General features: G+C 37.7%; 16 protein-coding genes and 1 tRNA gene. 10 read left to right on the top strand and 7 right to left on the bottom strand.

Annotated elements, in window-relative coordinates:
- Nucleotides 1-429 precede the first annotated feature (429 nt).
- Genes FTV32_RS09010 through FTV32_RS09000 form a run of 3 tightly spaced genes read left to right on the top strand, consistent with a single transcriptional unit; the run spans nucleotide 430 to nucleotide 3,932 of the window.
- A complete protein-coding gene (locus FTV32_RS09010) occupies nucleotides 430-2,136 on the top strand; it encodes a GGDEF domain-containing protein (RefSeq protein ID WP_180028474.1) in 1,707 nt (568 codons plus the stop codon).
- 58 nt (nucleotides 2,137-2,194) lie between these two features.
- Nucleotides 2,195-3,391: a hypothetical protein gene (locus FTV32_RS09005; protein ID WP_180028473.1), complete on the top strand. Its 1,197-nt coding sequence runs from the start codon at nucleotides 2,195-2,197 to the stop codon at nucleotides 3,389-3,391.
- On the top strand, nucleotides 3,336-3,932 hold the full coding sequence (locus FTV32_RS09000; RefSeq protein WP_180028472.1) for a hypothetical protein: 597 nt from the start codon (nucleotides 3,336-3,338) through the stop codon (nucleotides 3,930-3,932). Before FTV32_RS09005 ends, FTV32_RS09000 begins: the two co-directional genes overlap by 56 nt.
- A gap of 27 nt (nucleotides 3,933-3,959) precedes the next feature.
- On the opposite strand, the gene uvrA is transcribed toward FTV32_RS09000, so the two are convergent.
- The 3 genes from uvrA to tenA form a co-directional block, all read right to left on the bottom strand.
- Entirely contained in the window at nucleotides 3,960-6,791 is a 2,832-nt protein-coding gene (gene uvrA, locus FTV32_RS08995) for an excinuclease ABC subunit UvrA (RefSeq protein WP_180028471.1), read from the bottom strand.
- A gap of 255 nt (nucleotides 6,792-7,046) precedes the next feature.
- Nucleotides 7,047-7,418: a hypothetical protein gene (locus tag FTV32_RS08990; RefSeq protein ID WP_180028470.1), complete on the bottom strand. Its 372-nt coding sequence runs from the start codon at nucleotides 7,416-7,418 to the stop codon at nucleotides 7,047-7,049.
- A 172-nt stretch (nucleotides 7,419-7,590) separates the two neighbouring features.
- Nucleotides 7,591-8,265, bottom strand: a complete 675-nt coding sequence (gene tenA / locus FTV32_RS08985; protein WP_035265765.1) for a thiaminase II — start codon at nucleotides 8,263-8,265, stop codon at nucleotides 7,591-7,593.
- 316 nt (nucleotides 8,266-8,581) lie between these two features.
- Here tenA and FTV32_RS08980 point away from each other — a divergent pair, with 316 nt between their 5' ends.
- The 4 genes from FTV32_RS08980 (at nucleotide 8,582) to FTV32_RS08965 (ending at nucleotide 12,390) form a co-directional block, all read left to right on the top strand.
- A complete protein-coding gene (locus tag FTV32_RS08980; protein ID WP_179999088.1) occupies nucleotides 8,582-9,667 on the top strand; it encodes a DUF475 domain-containing protein in 1,086 nt (361 codons plus the stop codon).
- Nucleotides 9,668-9,840: 173 nt separating this feature from the next.
- Complete coding sequence (locus FTV32_RS08975) at nucleotides 9,841-11,205, top strand: MFS transporter (RefSeq protein WP_180028469.1); 1,365 nt, start codon at nucleotides 9,841-9,843, stop codon at nucleotides 11,203-11,205.
- Between the two features lie 51 nt (nucleotides 11,206-11,256).
- Complete coding sequence (ssb, locus tag FTV32_RS08970; RefSeq protein WP_092766486.1) at nucleotides 11,257-11,832, top strand: single-stranded DNA-binding protein; 576 nt, start codon at nucleotides 11,257-11,259, stop codon at nucleotides 11,830-11,832.
- A gap of 153 nt (nucleotides 11,833-11,985) precedes the next feature.
- Nucleotides 11,986-12,390 (top strand): hypothetical protein, encoded by a 405-nt coding sequence (locus FTV32_RS08965; RefSeq protein WP_180028468.1) that lies wholly within the window; start codon nucleotides 11,986-11,988, stop codon nucleotides 12,388-12,390.
- A gap of 122 nt (nucleotides 12,391-12,512) precedes the next feature.
- Here FTV32_RS08965 and FTV32_RS08960 read toward each other — a convergent pair whose 3' ends face one another.
- From FTV32_RS08960 to kynU, 4 genes are all read right to left on the bottom strand, one after another.
- Nucleotides 12,513-13,673: a porin gene (locus FTV32_RS08960; protein ID WP_092766484.1), complete on the bottom strand. Its 1,161-nt coding sequence runs from the start codon at nucleotides 13,671-13,673 to the stop codon at nucleotides 12,513-12,515.
- Nucleotides 13,674-13,738: 65 nt separating this feature from the next.
- A complete protein-coding gene (locus FTV32_RS08955) occupies nucleotides 13,739-14,491 on the bottom strand; it encodes an alpha/beta hydrolase (protein ID WP_180028498.1) in 753 nt (250 codons plus the stop codon).
- Nucleotides 14,492-14,505: 14 nt separating this feature from the next.
- Nucleotides 14,506-15,906 carry an amino acid permease gene (locus FTV32_RS08950; RefSeq protein WP_180028467.1) on the bottom strand — a complete coding sequence of 467 codons (1,401 nt, stop codon included), beginning with the start codon at nucleotides 15,904-15,906 and terminating at the stop codon, nucleotides 14,506-14,508.
- Nucleotides 15,907-15,946: 40 nt separating this feature from the next.
- On the bottom strand, nucleotides 15,947-17,200 hold the full coding sequence (kynU, locus tag FTV32_RS08945) for a kynureninase (RefSeq protein ID WP_180028466.1): 1,254 nt from the start codon (nucleotides 17,198-17,200) through the stop codon (nucleotides 15,947-15,949).
- A gap of 141 nt (nucleotides 17,201-17,341) precedes the next feature.
- On the opposite strand from kynU, the gene gigD reads away from it, so the two are divergent.
- The 3 genes from gigD to FTV32_RS08930 all read left to right on the top strand — a co-directional run bounded on the left by gigD (nucleotide 17,342) and on the right by FTV32_RS08930 (nucleotide 18,831).
- On the top strand, nucleotides 17,342-17,794 hold the full coding sequence (gene gigD / locus FTV32_RS08940; RefSeq protein ID WP_092766480.1) for an Lrp/AsnC family transcriptional regulator GigD: 453 nt from the start codon (nucleotides 17,342-17,344) through the stop codon (nucleotides 17,792-17,794).
- Nucleotides 17,795-18,308: 514 nt separating this feature from the next.
- Nucleotides 18,309-18,385, top strand: a tRNA-Met gene (locus FTV32_RS08935).
- Nucleotides 18,386-18,618: 233 nt separating this feature from the next.
- Nucleotides 18,619-18,831 carry a cold-shock protein gene (locus FTV32_RS08930; protein ID WP_180028465.1) on the top strand — a complete coding sequence of 71 codons (213 nt, stop codon included), beginning with the start codon at nucleotides 18,619-18,621 and terminating at the stop codon, nucleotides 18,829-18,831.
- Nucleotides 18,832-19,033 lie beyond the last annotated feature (202 nt).

The raw sequence follows: 19,033 nt of genomic DNA, 5'->3' as shown, positions 1-19,033 counted from the left end.
GTTCTATATGTGGGAGAAACATCCGAGGGTAGAGCAAAATTCATTAAGCAAATCTGATATGAATCAGTGTCTTTGCGATGTAAGTATTATGATTTAAAGGATGAAGTTTGTATAATGATTAAATATTATGCGCGTGATCTATTTTTTCGATGCTGATTAAGTGATCAAAATAATCATCTGATTTTAATTCAAAAAAAGTAAATACTGCGAAATATATCACTTGTATATTGGTGGAAAAATAATTTAAATATTGAACAAAAAAAATTTACGGCATTACAATAGTGTGATATTTATCACATTGTTTCTTAAATAAAAACTTGTGCTTTAAGTGCTTTTTAAGCATGGTTATATTGTAAAATATAACTAAGTTCAAAGAAATTTTATAAATCTCACCGCTTTATACGGTCTTTTATTTTAGAGGTAGTTTGGATGTTAAAATCACATTCCGAGCAAATTGGTCGCCGCCTATTTGTGTTCGTGATAATTATCGTCTTATCTATCCTCTGTATTTCAATCCCATTGGTCATTAGCCATTATCGCGAATATCAGAAATCACAAACAGCATTGATTGAAATAGAAAATCTTCGTGCCGTTGCTGCTCTAGCGAATCGTATTTCACGCGAGCGTGGCCCTGCGAACATGGCAATGTCGAGTTCACAAGAAGAGTTTGAAAAAAATAAACAAGCGCTTATTGAGTATCGCGCGGGAGTAGATGAACAAATTAAGGTCTCGATTCATCGATTAGATCAGTCTGGATATGATGGGTTAGAAGAGTACGTCGTTCAATACCTAAATCCAAAATTAGCGGAAGGTCGCAAACAAGTCGATCACTATATTTCGTTGCCATTTGCAGAGCGTACGCCTGAAGCTTTAGATCAAGCTATTCTTACAATGTTTAATGCGTGGGATAGCAGCCATGATTTACTGAAAAAACTGGTAATGCAGTCTAAAAGTAAAGACAGTTCGATGGGGCATTATTACACCATGATTTTGGTGTTGGCAGATTTGCGTGATCAGGCTGGACGTGTTGCTTCAAACGTAACTGCACATGTGACATTTCAGCAGCCGTTACCAAGTGACAATATTGCACGCGCATTACAAACGCAAAAACAAGTTCGCTATTTGTGGGATTTAGTGAATACCATCCAACCAGAACGCCATCGTACAGCTGAATTCGCTCGTTTACACCAAGAAGTGAAAACTCAGTTTATTGATCAAGGTTTACCTATCATCATGCGATTAATTGATGAAAGCCGAAAGGGACAACCTTATTTTTTATCAGGGACTGAATTAAGTGTAGCTGTATCTGGTAAATTCTTAACAGTTATCGATTTGCAAGACTATTTGCTCAATAAGAGCGTTGAAATCGCAAAGTCAGAAAAAGACGCGAATCAACTCAACTTTATACTCACATTGATTGTCTCTTTAATTTCACTATTGGCTGCTTTATTTACGATGATTTATGTTCAACGTAAAGTTATTTCGCCGCTTATTATGGTGAGAGATAAATTAGTTGAATTATCGTATGCCAATGCTTTGGTCGATAGTCATTTTATTGAAGATCAGCAGAAGCAAGTACATTCATTACACGAAGCGATGCAAAAACTTCAGAAAATGTTGCATCAACGTGATGAGTTTGAATTTGAATTAAAGAATATTGCCAATACTGATAAATTAACAGGTGTTTCAAATCGTTTTGCTTTAGAAGCCTATACCAAACTTATGGAAGCTCAGCCCAATAAGTTTACCCAAACGTGTTTGATGATTGTAGATATTGATTATTTTAAACAGGTTAATGATCAATATGGTCATGTGGCAGGGGATCAGGTCATTCAGCAGGTGGCGAATTGTTTAAGTCATAATGTTCGATCAACTGATTTAGTCGTTCGCTTTGGTGGGGATGAGTTTTTGGTGTTGATTGAAAATTTAGACCTTGAACATGGTTTACGTGCTGCAGAAAAGATGCGTAAGAGTATTGGTGATTTACAATTTACAGATGAGCAAGGTCAGTCGTTTACTGTATCGATCAGTGTGGGTGTCGCTGTCGGTGCTGATTCTTGGAAAGCCTTATTTGCTAAGGCAGACCAAGCCTTATTTAAAGCCAAAGCAGCAGGGCGTAATACAGTGTCAAGCTGATTGTTTTTCATTTCTTTTTTATTTATAAGTATATAAAAAGCATGAATTATTTTAGGCAATGAATATTCAACAAGAACAAAGTTTAGAAACTATTTTTAAAGAGAATCAAAATAAAGGAATCGCAATTGCGATTACGGGATGTTGGGGAGTAGGAAAGACTTTTAGTTGGTATAAATTTATCAAAAGAAGAGCTGAACAAGAAGAAAATGAAATAAAGCAAAAGCCAAGTTATGAAAGAAAGAATAAAGACAAAATATTTAGTAAAAAATACGCGTATGTATCTTTATTTGGAATAGAGAGTATCTCTGATCTCAAAACTGCTATTTCAACAAATATGAGCAGTAATTATTTCAATATAGAGTCCTCTCAGAATTTTGAGATTCCTACTTTTGTAAAGAAAGGATTATCAGCACTTCGTGATGTAAAAATGAGTGGAAGTACTGAAGGATTTAGTATTAACTCATCAGCTAAAATTTTTGAAGCAGTTTTGTATTCTCAAGTCAGAGATGCAATCATCTGCTTTGATGACTTTGAACGAATGTCTAAAAAGTTAGATATAAAAGATGTAATGGGTCTAGCAAATCAGCTTAAATTAGAGCGAAATTGCCAAGTTATATTGATTTTAGATGAAACGAAAAATGAAGATGACAATCAAAAAAAATATGCTGAATACAAAGAAAAATTGATTGATGAAACAATCAAAATTACTTCTGTTGAACCTTTACTTCGTGAAAATACAAAAGATATAGATGAGTCATTAGTAGGTTTAATGGTGCAGTTTGCTGATGAAATGGAAATTCATAATTTTCGATTTTTTCAAAAAGTGATAAAGCTGAATAAACAATTTAGAGAGCAATTATCGCAAGACGTTGCTGATTCAACAAAAAAGATTATTCTTATAAGAGTTCTTCAAGGATATTTCATTGAAGATTTTGGAAAAAAATATGAGTTTAATTGGGAAGATATAAAGTCAAGGCTTGAGAAAAATCAGACTGATTGGGCTGAGAGAAAACGTAAAACCTATGAATCATTGAAGTCACTAGATTACAAATTTATTTATTCTGATGAATGGTTTATGGAGTTTAAAAAATGGTTTGATCAAAAAGGAGAGCCAAATTGGACTTTATTACATGACCTAGCAAACTCCACGATGATTTCTGAAGAAAATAATAAAATTAAAGATGATTTTCATAAGTTGTGTGAAGATTTTTGGGGGGCTTCGAGTAGGCAAGAATTTTCCAAAGATTTTCCATAAAGCAACGAAAGCTGTAGTTGGCTTAGAAAATATTCATAATTTAAATTTTGCTTTAAAAATTTTAGAAATTTTTAATGAGGATGTTACATCATTGGAGCAAAATATTTGTGAATGGATTAAAGAACAAAAGAATAAAGAGCGTCAAAGTTTTTATAATATTCAAGATGATGATGAAATAAGACCTGTTTTTAAGGAGTTGATTTTAAATCATCAACCTTCTAAAGAAGAATTACCAAAGCTGATTGATGCAATTTTTCAAGTTTATATAAATGAAGTTTGGAATGATCGAGATGAATTAGCAATTGAATACGCTAGTAAAGGACAGTGGGAAAAACTTCTTTTTGAAGAAATAAATAATGATGCGAGATTCACATCTCTCAATAGTAGCTATGTTGTTAAGAAAATATTAGATAATCAAGAGGATCAAGAGACAAGCCAAAGAATTCGCCAGTTGATTACTGAAATATATAAAGAAAAAGCAGAGAAAGAGCCTTTCTATACGGAGTATATGAATTATCTGATTTCAAGATTAGACAATTAAAAAGGGCTCTTATGAGCCCTTTCAAAATCACTTTAACATCGGCTTTAAGAATCTCGCCGTATGCGAAACCTTATTTTTCGCTACTTCTTCAGGCGTACCTTCGGCAATAATCATACCGCCACCAGCACCACCTTCAGGACCTAAGTCCACAATCCAGTCGGCAGTTTTAATCACATCTAAGTTATGCTCAATCACCACAATGGTATTACCTTTATTGCGTAGCTCATGAAGAATATCCAAAAGTTTCGCAATATCGTGGAAATGTAAACCTGTGGTTGGCTCATCAAGCACATACAGTGTTTTACCTGTATCACGCTTCGCCAACTCACGTGCAAGTTTCACACGCTGTGCTTCACCACCTGAAAGCGTGGTTGCCGACTGACCCAAACGGATATAACCTAAACCAACTTGATGTAAAGTTTCTAAACGACGGTGAATCACAGGAATCGCATCAAAGAAATGCATTGCATCTTCAACGGTCATCTCTAACACGTCAGAAATGTTTTTACCTTTATAGCCGACTTCCAAAGTTTCACGGTTATAACGCTTGCCGTGGCAGGCATCGCATGGCACATACATATCCGGTAAGAAATGCATCGCCACTTTAATCATACCGTCGCCTTCACAAGCCTCACAGCGACCACCTTTCACGTTAAACGAGAAACGACCTGCGGCATACCCACGTGCTTTGGCTTCTGGGGTTTGAGCAAAGAGTTCACGAATTGGCGTAAACAAACCTGTATAGGTTGCAGGGTTTGAGCGCGGTGTACGTCCAATTGGGCTTTGGTCAATATCCACGACTTTATCGAGGAATTGTAAGCCATCAATCGAATCAAATTTTTCTGCCGTTAACGTCGTTGCACCATTCAATTGTGTTGCAGCAAGTGGCAATAAAGTACGGTTAATTAAAGTCGATTTACCTGAACCCGATACACCCGTCACACAGGTCATCACACCTAAAGGAATGGTGAGATCAACATTCTTTAAGTTGTGACCACATGCACCCATCAGCTTAATTTGCTCATCAGGTTTAGGTGGTTGTACACGCGTTTTCGGCACCTCAATTTTTAACTTACCTGAAAGGTATTTGCCTGTCAGAGAATCCTCATTGGCTGCCAATTCATCATAAGTCCCCTCGGCAATGACATGACCACCATGCACACCTGCACCAGGACCAATATCAATAATATGATCCGCTGCACGAATGGCATCTTCATCATGCTCAACCACTAAAACGGTATTGCCGAGATCACGTAAACGAACCAAAGTCTCAAGCAAACGGTCATTATCACGTTGATGCAAACCAATTGATGGTTCATCCAGCACATACATCACACCCATTAAGCCAGCACCAATTTGCGAAGCTAAACGAATACGCTGTGCTTCACCGCCTGATAAGGTTTCGGCAGAACGTGAAAGGCTTAAATAATTCAAGCCTACAGAAACGAGGAAGTGCAAACGCTCACGAATTTCTTTAAAAATCTTATCGGCAATTTCACCTTTGGCACCTTCAAGATTAAGGTCTTGATAATAGCTTTCAGCATCGCCAATCGACATTTTGGTAATTTCGGCAATGGTTTTGTCTTTGACACGCACATGACGTGAAATTTCATTGAGACGTGAACCGCCACAAGCGTCACATGCCGCATTCGATAAATACTGAGCTAAATCATCACGTACATAGTTTGATTCAGTTTCACGGTAACGACGTTCTAAATGTGGTAAAACCCCTTCGAAAGCCATCACACGGTTATGACGGCGACCACGTTCATCGATATAGCTTAAGTCAATTTTTTCTTTGCCTGTACCGTAAAGGAATTTCTTTTTGGTATCCGCATCAAGTTCATTCCACGGCGTATCAAGTGAGAAGTCGAAGTGTGCAGCGACTTTTTCAATCATGCTGTAATAGTATGGACGCTGACGATCCCAACCACGAATTGCCCCTTGGCTAATGCTGACTTCAGGGTTTGGAATGAGTTTGTCAGAACTAAAATGGCTGCGTGTCCCTAAACCATCACAGACCGGGCAAGCACCAAATGGGTTATTAAAAGAAAACAGACGAGGTTCTAATTCGGCAACGGCACGGTCACATTCAGGACATGAGTGTTTTGCTGAAAACACACGATCAGATTGTTCGCCTTTCATCCATGACAAAATGGCAATATCGCCACCTAAACGTAGCGCGGTTTCAAAACTTTCTGCAATACGGTTGCCTAGGTCATCGCGGACTTTAAAACGGTCGACCACGACTTCAATGGTATGTTTTTTCTTCTTATCCAGTTCAGGCGGTGGATCAATTTCCATAATTTCACCGTCTACACGTGCACGGACGAAACCTTGGCTTTGTAATTGCTCAAATAAATTGGTGTATTCACCTTTGCGCTCACGTACAACAGGAGCAAGTAACAATAAAGCAGTACCTTCTTCAAGTGCTTTAACCGCATCAACCATTTCCGACACGGTTTGTGCCACCATCGGCAAGTCATGCTCAGGGCAGTAGGGTGTACCCACTCGAGCATACAACAAACGTAAATAGTCATAAATTTCAGTAATCGTACCGACCGTTGAACGTGGGTTATGACTGGTTGATTTCTGCTCGATGGCAATAGCTGGGCTTAAACCTTCAATCGAATCGACTTCAGGTTTTTCCATTTGTGACAGGAATTGGCGTGCATAGGCAGATAAAGATTCCACATAGCGACGTTGACCTTCTGCATATAAGGTGTCGAAAGCCAGTGAAGATTTACCTGAACCTGAAAGTCCCGTAATCACCACGAACTTATCGCGTGGAATATCAAGGTTCACATTTTTTAAGTTATGGGTGCGTGCGCCTCGAATACGGATATGACTTTGGCTCATAAAACATCTCGAAAATATGCTGAGTGAAGGTGATATATGATAGCGATTTAATTTTGTTCAAGCACAAATGAAAAATAAAACACGACAAATTATGTCGGTAAAATTTCATTGAACAGCAAAAGTCCAATGTAAAGTGCTTTGAGAGCTCCTGTAATCTGATTTTAAATAGATGAACAAGACATAATCAATTCGCAAATTTGATGTCATGATGAGCCATAGGATGTTAAATATAAGTGAATTTCGGGTGAATATTGATTAGCAAGCACGTGAATAGTGACGTTCGAAAATAGAGTCCACCTGTTCAAAACATATATGTCTTTCAATAGCATGATGTTGACGTGCGTAAAAATTTACTTCTTTTTCTAAGTGTTGAAGAAAATCGTTATATTCGGCTTCGAAATGTTGTAAATCTAGAAAATCAAAACGTATAGAGCTTGAACAAGAGTATTGTGCAATGAAGTCGAGCATTAAATTTTGAATATGATGATTGGTAAAATAAATGAGATATGTGGCAGCAGATCCACAGTGTGTACATCCTTTTTCTAAATAAACTTCTTCATTATTTAACCAACAGCATTGTAAAGTGAAATATGCACGGATTGCTTCTGTTCCCAGTGAATGTTGCATAGAAAACCTCAAGTAAATTTTATTTATGATAATGAGAATTATTATCAATAATAATTGTGCTTGAAGTTTGCTTTAAAATCCAGTCTTAAATCCATTTAAATCGAAATGAGCCTGAAAGTCGGCAATGCAGTTTAGATCACCGACCTTTAATTTGGTTATGCAGGTAATAGCATCATGAGTGATCTAGGCTTAACCATTGACGTTGATGATAGGCACTATCCCAGAATAAATATTCGAGTTCAGCTCCCCGTGTGTAAGCTTGATGCATTTTTTCAATGGTATGTTGATCGCTTTCTGCCGCAACACGGTCAATAATTTCAATGACTTTTCGTACTTCTTCGTTGAAATGCTCGCCAGCATAAGTGTCAATCCACGCTTGATAAGGATTATTTGCAATATTACGTTTAAGAATGTCTTTGCCCACTTCCGCATAAATCCAATAGCACGGCAGTAATGAAGCTAAAACGACAGGATAACTCTCTGACCATGCAGTAGCTGTCAGAAATGAGGTGTAATGATGGCAAGCAGCAGTCAAAGGTGTATTTTCAAAATCAGCTTTAGTGATGCCAAATTCGTGCATAAAACCATTGTGCAGTTCACGCTCAACCACAATTGCTTCATTAGCACCTTGCGTAAATTGAATAATGGCATCGGAGTCATATGCTTTAGCACCACAAATAGCCAATGCTCGACCATAGGCAACCAAATAATGCGCATCCTGAATGACGTAATGGCAAAAAGCTTCTTGATTCAGTGTTCCAAGCGCCAGTTCTTGGTTAAAAGGGAGTGCTAATGTTTTTTGATATAAATCGTAGTTTCGTTGCCAAACGGCTTCTGAAAAACGCATAAATCCATCCTGAATAAAATCATCTCTAGGTATCATCTAAGATCATATCAATTTGTCGTTACAAAACTAGCTTGAGCGATACATCATCTTCAACAAAAAAATCATACGAAGAACTTTGGATAAATTTTGAAAACTCGTCATAATTAGCACAGTTTAATTGAGTGTCTTTTAGCGCTAGAAATCAGACATTCAATTTTTAGAATTTTTACAAATCACTAAGCACAGACTTCGTTTAATAATCGTCATATAAAAACTCTAAGTTTATGTTTTGTAAAATTTTTATTGATTCACATCATTTTTATAAGGTCGCTAGATTATGTGGAAACATTTTGGTTTCTCAATCGTATTCACGATCGTGTGTCTTGCGCTGTCTGCCTATTGGGGTTATACCCATGGTCCAGAAGCTGGCCTCAAGACCATGTTCACCGTACTGACCATCACTGCAATTTTAGCTGTGATGGAGGTTTCACTTTCTTTTGATAATGCTGTTGTCAATGCTTCAGTGCTTCGTCATTGGGATCACTTTTGGAAAATGCTTTTCCTGACTGTGGGTATTCTCATTGCAGTATTTGGTATGCGTTTAATCTTCCCAATTGTGATCGTCGCGGTCACAGCAGATATGGGCATGATGGAAGTTGTCAATTTGGCATTAAATGACCCTAAAGAATATTCGGCACGACTGATGAATCATCACCCTGAAATTGCAGCATTCGGTGGTGCATTCTTATTGATGGTATTCCTTAACTTTTTCTTGGATGATGGCAAAGACACGCATTGGTTCAAATGGATTGAGCGTCGTTTAGCGAAACTGGCATCTGTACCTGCACTATCTGTATTTGTAGCTTTAGTGGCTTTACTGATCATGGCAGCTAATGTTGATGAAGCTAAACGCTTAGTCGTGACTATGGCGGGTATCTGGGGCATCGTCATTTATATTGGGGTACAAGTACTGAGCCATTTGCTGGGTGGTGAGCCTGAAATTGATGAAAATGGTAATGCAATTGGTCACGATAGTAATGGTGTGCCAACAGGCGTAGTCAAAGCGGGTATCGGTGGATTCTTGTATTTAGAAGTATTGGATGCATCATTTAGTTTTGATGGTGTGATTGGTGCTTTTGCCATTACTTCAGATGTTGTGGTGATTATGTTAGGTCTCGCGATTGGTGCCATCTTTGTTCGTTCGATTACCATCTATCTCGTTGAGAAAGGTACTTTAGATGCTTACATCTATTTAGAACATGGTGCGCACTATGCAATTGGTGCATTGGCTTTCATTATGATTGCGAGTGGTACGGGCGTGCATGTTCCTGAAGTGGTAACAGGTCTGATTGGTGTAGCATTTATTGTTTGGGCAGTGATTGCATCTATTCAATATAAGAAGCGTCAAGCGCTACAAGGCTAGATGAACACATCAAAAAAAGCACAGCACAAGCTGTGCTTTTTTTGGCTTAAGGCTTTTGCTCTAGGGAAAACAGATGGTGTTGATCTTTATTTCAAATAAAATTCATGCCTGTTCATCAGCCGAATATTCTATAATCAAAGTAGACATAGAAATCACGCGATAACCTAAATTTTATGATGAATGCCTTAGAACGCCGTTCCACATTTGCATTGAGCAGCATTTTTGCATTGCGAATGTTAGGTCTGTTTATGATTGTCCCGGTCTTTTCTGTTGCGGGACAGGCTTATGAATATGCAACACCTGCTTTGATTGGTTTGGCCGTAGGTGTGTATGGTTTGACTCAGGCAATACTACAAATTCCTTTTAGTTTGATTGCAGACCGCTATAGCCGAAAGCCGTTGATCGTATTGGGTTTATTCTTATTTGCCTTGGGTGGAGCAATCGCGGCAATGTCAGACACAATCTATGGTGTGATTATAGGGCGTGCAATAGCTGGGGGTGGGGCTGTCTCTGCTGTCGTCATGGCGTTATTGGCTGATGTTACGCGTGAAGAAAATCGTATGAAGGCGATGGCAATGATGGGGATGAGTATTGGTCTCTCCTTCGTTATTGCATTTAGTTTAGGACCATGGTTGACCAGTGTGGTGGGTATTTCAGGCTTATTCTGGGTGACTACGCTCATGGGATTACTTGCCATTGCAATGCTATTTCTTGTTCCCAAAACAACACGGCATCATAAAAATTTTCAGCAAGGTTATCTCACTCAGCTAAAACAAGTTTTGAAAATGGGCGATTTAAATCGCTTACATGTTTCTGTGTTTGCTTTGCATTTATTGCTGACGGCGATGTTCATCTATGTGCCTTCTCAATTGATTGACTTTGCAGATATTCCTTTAGCTCAGCATGGTTTGATCTATCTTCCCTTATTGGTAATCAGTTTATTTTTTGCTTTTCCTAGTATCATTCTTGCTGAAAAATATCGAAAAATGCGAGGTATTTTTCTGACTGCGATTGCTGGGATCATCGCCGGTTTGATCGTGATGATTTTTGGATTTGAATCGAAATACATTTTGTTGCTTGGTTTAGGTCTTTTCTTTATTGCCTTTAATGTGATGGAAGCACTACTGCCATCTTGGTTATCGAAGGCAGCACCTATCCAATCCAAAGCGACAGCAATGGGTGTGAATGCCAGTGGTCAATTCTTAGGTGCTTTTTTTGGCGGTATACTGGGTGGGCAATTGCTGATGTTAAATAACACTGCTCTAGGCTGGGGGGTACTGACAGGAATTGCCATTCTTTGGCTGTTGATTAGTTTTGGATTAAAGCAGCCACGTTATTTATCATCACTGATTTTGAGTTTGCCCAAAGTCCAAGAAACAGATGAATGGACTTCTCAGTTACTGGCAATTCGTGGTATTGAAGAGGTCGTGGTGATGACTGATCAACAAGTGGTCTATGTCAAAGTTGATAAGCAGCAGTTAGATGACACTGCGCGACAACATTTAACGCACTTGTTGGGTAAAGAGGTAGCCATTTAATCATAACTCTTATAAAGTAAAACATAGAATCGAATAGGAAGATTAGAGCACATGCGCGGCGTGAATAAAGTTATTTTAGTTGGTACTTTAGGTAAAGATCCTGAGACAAAAACATTTCCCAATGGTGGTTCATTAACGCAGTTTTCAATTGCGACAAGTGAATCTTGGACAGATAAAAACTCAGGTGAACGCAAAGAACAAACAGAATGGCACCGTATCGTCTTACATAATCGTTTAGGTGAAATTGCACAGCAATATTTACGTAAAGGTTCAAAAGTTTATATTGAGGGCTCTTTACGTACCCGTCAGTGGACAGACCAAAATGGTCAAGAACGTTACACGACTGAAATTCGTGGCGAACAAATGCAGATGTTAGATTCTAATAATCGTCAGCAAAGTGAAAATGGTGGTGAAGGTTATAATCAACCACGTTTTAATAACAACCAAGGCGGTGGTTATGGCAACCAAGGTGGTTATAACAATAATAATCAAGGTAGCGGTTATGGTAACCAAGCTGGTTATGGTAATAACAACGTTAACCAAGGCTTCCAAAAGCCACAAAATCAACCAGCGCCGAAGCCAATGGCGACAGCACCATCTGATTTAGATGATGATTTACCGTTCTGAGACACACTAGAGATATACTTTTGTTAAATTTTAATGTTTTTTATTATTTAACAATGAATTAAATAGTTAAAAACCCTTTGTATAACAAAGGGTTTTTTGTTTTTATGGTGATATAGTAAAACGTTTGTTCATAGTTGAATTAGGGACAGTTGAATGAAAGACGGGATTATATTTTTAACTTGTGTGCTGTGTAGCAGCATCAGCTTAGCACAATCACCACAATGGACCATGTTTGATCGGGATGATGGGGGCTGGTCATATATTGATAAAACGACTATTAAATCACTCGATCAAGCCTCGCATATTTTTGAAATTGACTATAAATATGTGTATGAACATGGCGTACCCTCATTAAACATCAAACCCAAGGGCTACATACAAGCCGTTCATCAAATTGATTGTCAAAATAAAGCCAGAGCCTATGTCAAAAGCCAGCGTTTTACGCCGCAAGGTAAAGCCGTAGATGATAATAATTCATTCGATACGATTTATTTTGAACCCATGTCAATGCAACTTTCTAAAAATATTAAGTTAATTGAAATGTTATGCATTAAATAAAATTTATTAAAGACTTTGTATAACGCTACAACTTATTGAGATTTGATGCGAATCCATGAGTGATCCTTCAAAGCCTTTTTAAATAACAAGGCTTTGAAGGATAGTTAACCTAAAATTAGAATTTACCATTCATAACGTAAACGGAATAAATGCATATCTGGGGTTTGGAACGTATCATGTGTATATAAACGTTCATAATCAAATCCAAAACCATGGTTAAATCTAGCTGCTATACCAACACCGAGATCACGGCGTTTAAACTCTGAGCCACTGGTATATTCAAGTTGATTTCCCATGATATAGGGCTGAATGAATTTGATACCGTATTCTTCAATCTTGAAGTGCTGTCCCGCATAAAATTCAACGCCATAAGCCTCAGTATTCAGCAATGATTGAAGTTGAAAATCGCTCGATTCACTGTAAGCATCAAAATTTGGAACTAGATTTTTATACCAACCAGCGCCAAAGCTAAGCATCCATTTTCCATCAAAATAAAATAATGAACTTGCCCAAATTTCTTGCTTTAAATCATGTTTATCTTGTTGATTGTTCAGACTAGCATCGTTGTACTTCCATGAGGTCGCCCAACTTAAATTTTTATTTAAATGCACATCAACTGCCAATTCGGCACCATTTTTACGTTGATATTGCACATCCGTATCTGCGACCGTCGTACTATCCTTGAACAAATAGCTGGCATATAAGTTTGCTTTATCCGTTTTGAGCTCATAACGTAAAGTTTTATGAGCTGCTTGCGTACCATCTGTATAAGCGACAGGGCTCCACGTTTGGGGCTGAGCCAAGGTTGAGTAATTCCATAGGTCAGTTTTGGCACCTACAATGTCGTAATAAATACTATAGATTTTTCCAAATTTAACGGTACCGTATGCTGAATCACGCAGACCAATATACGCCTGTTCGGTGGTGATGTTTTCATCAGAGGAACGGTAATGACCGTCCCAATCCAGCATCTTGGGAAGATTGATATAGTTTTGATAGCCTGCAATTAAATGCAAACGTTCATTCCATGCATAATCAGCATTGGCATACATACGGCTATTTGAGCTATAACCATCTCTGCGATATTTCTGATTTTCGTTAGATTGATCGTAATGATCGAAATTTAAGGCTTGTAGACGAATACTACCAGACGTGGTGAGTTTTAAACGATCGGATTCACTCACAATTTGCTGTTCATCAATGAGTGTTATCTCGGCAAATGTAAGATTTGACAAAATAAAGGTGCAGGAAAGCAATAACTTGTAAAAGCATGGTTTTGACATAGTAACATCCGTGTGACTAGATATGAATTAAGCTGGTGATTCAGCTGATTAAAGCTGAGTAGAAATTAGGTGGTCATTATCGATTTAAAATATCGTTCCAAAATGGAATAGTGGTTGGTGTCTGCAAAACTCAAGAGATGCGTGAATTCAGGCTCTAGTTGCTGCCGAAATTGATAATATTTTTGGCTTTGCCATCTCAGTTCTGGTAACTCATCGAGTCCATACACAATCGTACAGGGCTTAGCAAAGTGCGTAGAATGTTCAACTGGACTTAAGTTTTTAATGTCTAGCTCAGATAAATTTAAAGCCTTGTTTAAATGCGTTTCTTGAATCGGTTTTAGGTCATAGATCCCACTGAGTAATACCGCTGAACAAATCAAGGGATGATCTAAATTTAAAGCAGCCAAATGGGCACCAGCAGAATGTCCAACCACAATGACATTGGGGCTGATCCAAGTTTGTTTGTGGATATAATCGAGCGCTTTGCGAATTTGTAGATTAATCAGATTTAAACTACTTTGAGGCGCTAAATCATATTCAACCAACACACATTGAGCATTTTGCTTTAAAACAAATTCAGCAACAAAGGCAAAATCCCTTTTTTCACACCATTGCCAATAACCACCATGTATAAAAATAACAGTAGTATTGGTGGCAACAGGTGTGGGGAAAAAATCCAGTGTAGATCTTCGCTGAAAGTCGTACTGTAAATCGGCAATATGATGGTGTTGCTTATAAGTCGCTTGGCTCATTTTTTGAAAATCAGATAAGATCTGATTTTCATCCGTCACAGTTTGCGAGTTGTCATAGAGCATGATTTACAGCTCCTTTACTAGGCTTGTTCATTTTCAGTTAATTGATGCTTTAAGGATGATTTCTTCATTTGATAGAAAATGATTAACATCACGATAAAAGGCACGCCAAACTGGAGAGTTGATTTAAATTCTTGCGTAAACCATGTGGTAAGCGTGATTGCAAGAATGGCAAACAAACCAATAAAGGAAATATAACGACTACCAGGAATGCTGTATTTGAGGTGGATATTATTTTTTGCTAAGTTCTTTCTAAAGAAGTAGTGTGTGGCAAAGATCGCCCCCCAAGTAAATAAAGCTCCAAACATGGACAGTGCAATCATGATTGGAAATGCTGATTCGGGATTAATGCTATATACAATACTCGCCACGGCAATACCTGTTGCCGAAAGTAGCAAGGCATTGATGGGCACCCCATTTTTACGAATTTTACCAAACAGTTTCGGTGCATCTCCTGAACGTGACAAACTGAATAACATACGCGTTGAGATATATAACATGCTGTTCATTGCGGACAGTGCTGCCACAATCACAATGAAGTTTAAAATATGATCAGCAAAAGGAATGCCGACAATTTGCATAACAGACACGAAAGGACTGGTTGCACCTGGTGCTATCAATTGAGTCCATGGAACGAGAGTGACAATTAAACTCAGCGATAGTAAATAAAATAGAAATAAGCGAATCGCAGTGCTTTTGAAAGCGTATTTAACTGCTTTTTCAGGATCATTGGCTTCACCTGCAGCAACCGCGATCATTTCGATACTGAGATAACTAAAAATAGAAATAATGACACCAATCCAAACACCTTTAAATCCATTTGGCATAAAGCCATCATGTGCAGTGAGATTGTGAGTTAGCGCTTGATGAGGATTTGGATCTTGCGTCAAAATACCTATTGCCAACAGAATAAACACAATGATGGCAAACACTTTGATCGTCGAAAACCAATATTCAACTAAGCCAAATGCTTTGACACTATAAGCATTTACTGCGAGAAGTACGGTTGAAAAAAACACGATCCAAATACCTGAACCGACATGAGGAAACCAAAGTTTCATATAGTCAGCCACGGCGGTAATTTCAGTGCCTACAGCCAACACGATACATGCCCAGTAGCTATAACGAACTAAGAAACCAGAAAGTGGGTTGATATAATGTTCAGCGTAAGCACCAAACGAGCCTGAAGTGGGGTGTTGTACAGTCATTTCTGCCAAGCAAGCCATTAGTGCAAAAGCAATTAATCCGCCGATCGCATAGCTTAGAATGACAGCAGGTCCTGCAAAACTAATGGCAAATTTACTGCCCATGAATAGACCGGTGCCAATGGCACCGCCTATTGCAATCATGCCCATTTGTTTAGCGGTTAATTTTTTATGTAATCCTGCTTCGCGTGTTTGAATTTTATCGAAGTTACTCATAAGCCCTCCTGGCCATGGTGATGTAAAGTGAGTAACTGAATTAAGTTACTTGACCTCGCACCGAATATTTTTCATTTTTCCATTCTTCATTCAGCATCACTTGTTTAAGATGTTGAACAGCATGCCAAATGTCTTCATGGCTTAGGTACAAAGGTGTGACCCCAAATCTGAGCACGGCTGGCTCTCGGTAATCTCCAATCACACCACGTGCAACAAGCGCTTGGACAATGGCATAACCGTGTTCATGGCAATAACTCACATGACTACCACGCTGTAAATGATCGATTGGTGTAATTAACTCAAAACCAAATTCAGCACATTCCTGTTCAACCAATTGAATAAAGAGATCTGTTAAATTTAGAGATTTTTCTCGGATCTTTTGCATGTCAGTTTTTAAGAACACATCTAAACCACATTCGATCAAACTCATGGACAAAATACTTTGTGTGCCACATAAAAAACGACGAATGCCTTGAGCTGGCTCGTAGTGATCAGCCATATCGAAAGGACGTTGATGACCCCACCATCCTGAAAGAGGTTGCCAAAATTTATTTTGGTGTTTTGCATTTACCCAGATGAGGGCAGGAGAACCTGGTCCACCATTAAGGTATTTATATGTGCAACTTACGGCAAAATCACTTTGGGTCTTGTTTAAATCGATTGGAACAGCGCCTGCAGAGTGGCATAGATCCCAGATGACCAAAGCGTTATATTGATGAATCGTTTGGTTGACTTGTTCCATGTCATAGAAATAGCCTGAGCGGTAATTGATATGTGACAACACCACAACTGCCGTTTGATGGGCTTTCAGAGTGGTTTCTAATTCATCAGGATGTTCGATTAAAACCAGTTGGTAGCCTTTTTGAACAAGGTCAATATAACCTTCAATAATATAGAGGTCAGTCGGGAAGACGTCCTTTTCCGCAATAATCACTTTACGTTCAGGAGCGATTTCAGCTTGGATTTTGACAGCAGCAGAGAGTGCTTTAAATAAGTTGAGTGTGGTTGAATCAGAGATCACCGTTTCGCCTGGATTTGCCCCAATGAGCTGAGCCACCTTATCACCTAACCGAGTCGATAATCCCCACCAATCCGCTTTGTTCCAGCTATTGATGAGATCTTCCCCCCACTCTTGGCTCACCACTTCTTGAGCACGTGTTAAAGCAGATGTAGGGCGTGCACCAAGGGAATTTCCATCTAGATAGATAGTATTCTCAGGTATAGCAAATTCATTTTTTAAATGTTTCAGTTCGTCTTCAGCATCCCATGCTTTGCATTGATCTAAGGTAATCATTTTTATCCTGACTCGGTCCGTGTTATTTCATTCGATTTTATCACGGTAATTTTTAGTATTTATCCGATAATTATGCTTGAAATTGCATGAAAACTGGATAGTATTCGAATTAAATATAAAAAATCAGGATGATATTTAGGAATGAATTTAGACCTCATTGATCATAAAATTTTAAGACTATTACAACAAAATGCACGACTAAGTCATCAGGAATTGGCAGATTTAGTGAATCTTTCTGCTTCAGCATGCCATCGACGTGTCAAAATTTTAGAAAACAATGGAGTCATCGAAAAATACCAAGCAAAAATTAATTATGAAAAATTGGGTATTCAGGTTGAGGCGATTGTCGAAATTAAACTCAATCAGCTGACCGAATCAGATCATCAGCATTTTCTGAGCCAGATTCGTAATTTTGATGAAGTGATCAATGCTTTTATCATTACAGGGGATTCGAATTACGTTCTCTTTGTGGCCACCAAAGATTTAAATGGGTTTTCCCAGTTTATTATTAATAAGTTAAACAAAATTAAAGGTATAGCCAACATTAATTCTAAAATTATTCTTGAAAAAGTGATCGAGAAGACCTTCATGTGATCATTAATTTTTTTATGAAAAGTGAATCCGTATTTTAAAATCAACCTCGAATTGATTTTACAAGCGATGTTTTTTTATTAGTTAAAACACATAAAACTGCTATTATGGTCCATCTTTTTTTTAAAATAATTCTATGAACGAACATTACAAATATATATACACTAAATTTAGTTTTTTTGGTTCATTACCTACATATAAGGTGTTTCTGAATGAACAAAATAAGATCGTAAAATGGGTCTTTGCTGATAACTCTTTTATCTATGGGTATATATCTGATTGGGCATTGAATCATTCTGGTTTAGATGTGGGAAAGGCTACTTGGGCTGAAGAGTCGACATTATTACTAAATAATGAAAAATTTAAACTCAATTTGTATAGGTCTTTACATCAAAAATTTAAAACAGAATTATCTGAATAATTTATCTAGTAACGATAATGATTTTATAGTTTTTGATAAAAATAAATTATTTAGATTGCTATATATCTCAAATTAGCGTACAAATGCACTTGTTGATGCGGGATGGAGCAGTCTGGTAGCTCGTCGGGCTCATAACCCGAAGGTCGTTGGTTCAAATCCAGCTCCCGCTACCAATTAAAAACTAATTTAAAAGTTTACAACCTAATTGCGGTCGATCTGTAGTTAGGTTTTTTTATTAAAGAAAATTAAATCAATTAAATATGTGTTATATTCGTTTTCTAGAATTATAATTTTATTGTTTACTAATTTTATTTTGATCTGATATTAATTACATCTTTCATTCTATTAAAAGTCTATCTTCAAAATTATTTTCTAATTATTCATTACATAATATAGGAAATAAATGATGTCTAATTTAACAACTGGTACTGTTAAGTGGTTCAACGAAACTAAGGGTTTCGGATTTATCGCTGTAGATAATGGTCAAGATGTATTTGCTCATTTTAGTGAAATTCGAGCAAATGGTTTCAAGAATCTACTCGAAGGACAGCGAGTTCAATTTGTTGTGCAACAAGGTCAGCGTGGCTTACAAGCAAGTGATATTGTAGCTATTTCATGAACACCTCATTAATTGAGGTGAAAGATCAGTTTGAAGTTAAATATGCAGTGATAGGTACATTTAATACTTCGCAGCGGCTTTGTTGCACAAACCTAGCATCAAAAGCTTATTCAGCAATATAATTTCAAAATGAATAAGCCTGCCTCTAAAATCTACCGTACAACCAATTGGTCATCCTATAACCGCGCCTTAATTAACCGAG

Origin of the sequence: Acinetobacter sp. YH16032 (assembly GCF_013417345.1) — a bacterium.
In the GTDB taxonomy this organism is placed as follows: domain Bacteria; phylum Pseudomonadota; class Gammaproteobacteria; order Pseudomonadales; family Moraxellaceae; genus Acinetobacter.
The sequence above is the reverse complement of the archived record's forward strand: the minus strand, read 5'-3'. Positions and strand labels throughout refer to the sequence as shown.

Bases quoted from the DNA above. Each gene is read 5' to 3' on its own strand.
- FTV32_RS09010 (WP_180028474.1), top strand. From the start codon at position 430: ATGTTAAAATCACATTCCGAGCAAATTGGTCGCCGCCTATTTGTGTTC.
- FTV32_RS09005 (WP_180028473.1), top strand. From the start codon at position 2,195: ATGAATATTCAACAAGAACAAAGTTTAGAAACTATTTTTAAAGAGAAT.
- uvrA (WP_180028471.1), bottom strand. From the start codon at position 6,791: ATGAGCCAAAGTCATATCCGTATTCGAGGCGCACGCACCCATAACTTA.
- FTV32_RS08990 (WP_180028470.1), bottom strand. From the start codon at position 7,418: ATGCAACATTCACTGGGAACAGAAGCAATCCGTGCATATTTCACTTTA.
- tenA (WP_035265765.1), bottom strand. From the start codon at position 8,265: ATGCGTTTTTCAGAAGCCGTTTGGCAACGAAACTACGATTTATATCAA.
- FTV32_RS08980 (WP_179999088.1), top strand. From the start codon at position 8,582: ATGTGGAAACATTTTGGTTTCTCAATCGTATTCACGATCGTGTGTCTT.
- FTV32_RS08975 (WP_180028469.1), top strand. From the start codon at position 9,841: ATGATGAATGCCTTAGAACGCCGTTCCACATTTGCATTGAGCAGCATT.
- ssb (WP_092766486.1), top strand. From the start codon at position 11,257: ATGCGCGGCGTGAATAAAGTTATTTTAGTTGGTACTTTAGGTAAAGAT.
- FTV32_RS08965 (WP_180028468.1), top strand. From the start codon at position 11,986: ATGAAAGACGGGATTATATTTTTAACTTGTGTGCTGTGTAGCAGCATC.
- FTV32_RS08960 (WP_092766484.1), bottom strand. From the start codon at position 13,673: ATGTCAAAACCATGCTTTTACAAGTTATTGCTTTCCTGCACCTTTATT.
- FTV32_RS08950 (WP_180028467.1), bottom strand. From the start codon at position 15,906: ATGAGTAACTTCGATAAAATTCAAACACGCGAAGCAGGATTACATAAA.
- kynU (WP_180028466.1), bottom strand. From the start codon at position 17,200: ATGATTACCTTAGATCAATGCAAAGCATGGGATGCTGAAGACGAACTG.
- gigD (WP_092766480.1), top strand. From the start codon at position 17,342: ATGAATTTAGACCTCATTGATCATAAAATTTTAAGACTATTACAACAA.
- FTV32_RS08930 (WP_180028465.1), top strand. From the start codon at position 18,619: ATGTCTAATTTAACAACTGGTACTGTTAAGTGGTTCAACGAAACTAAG.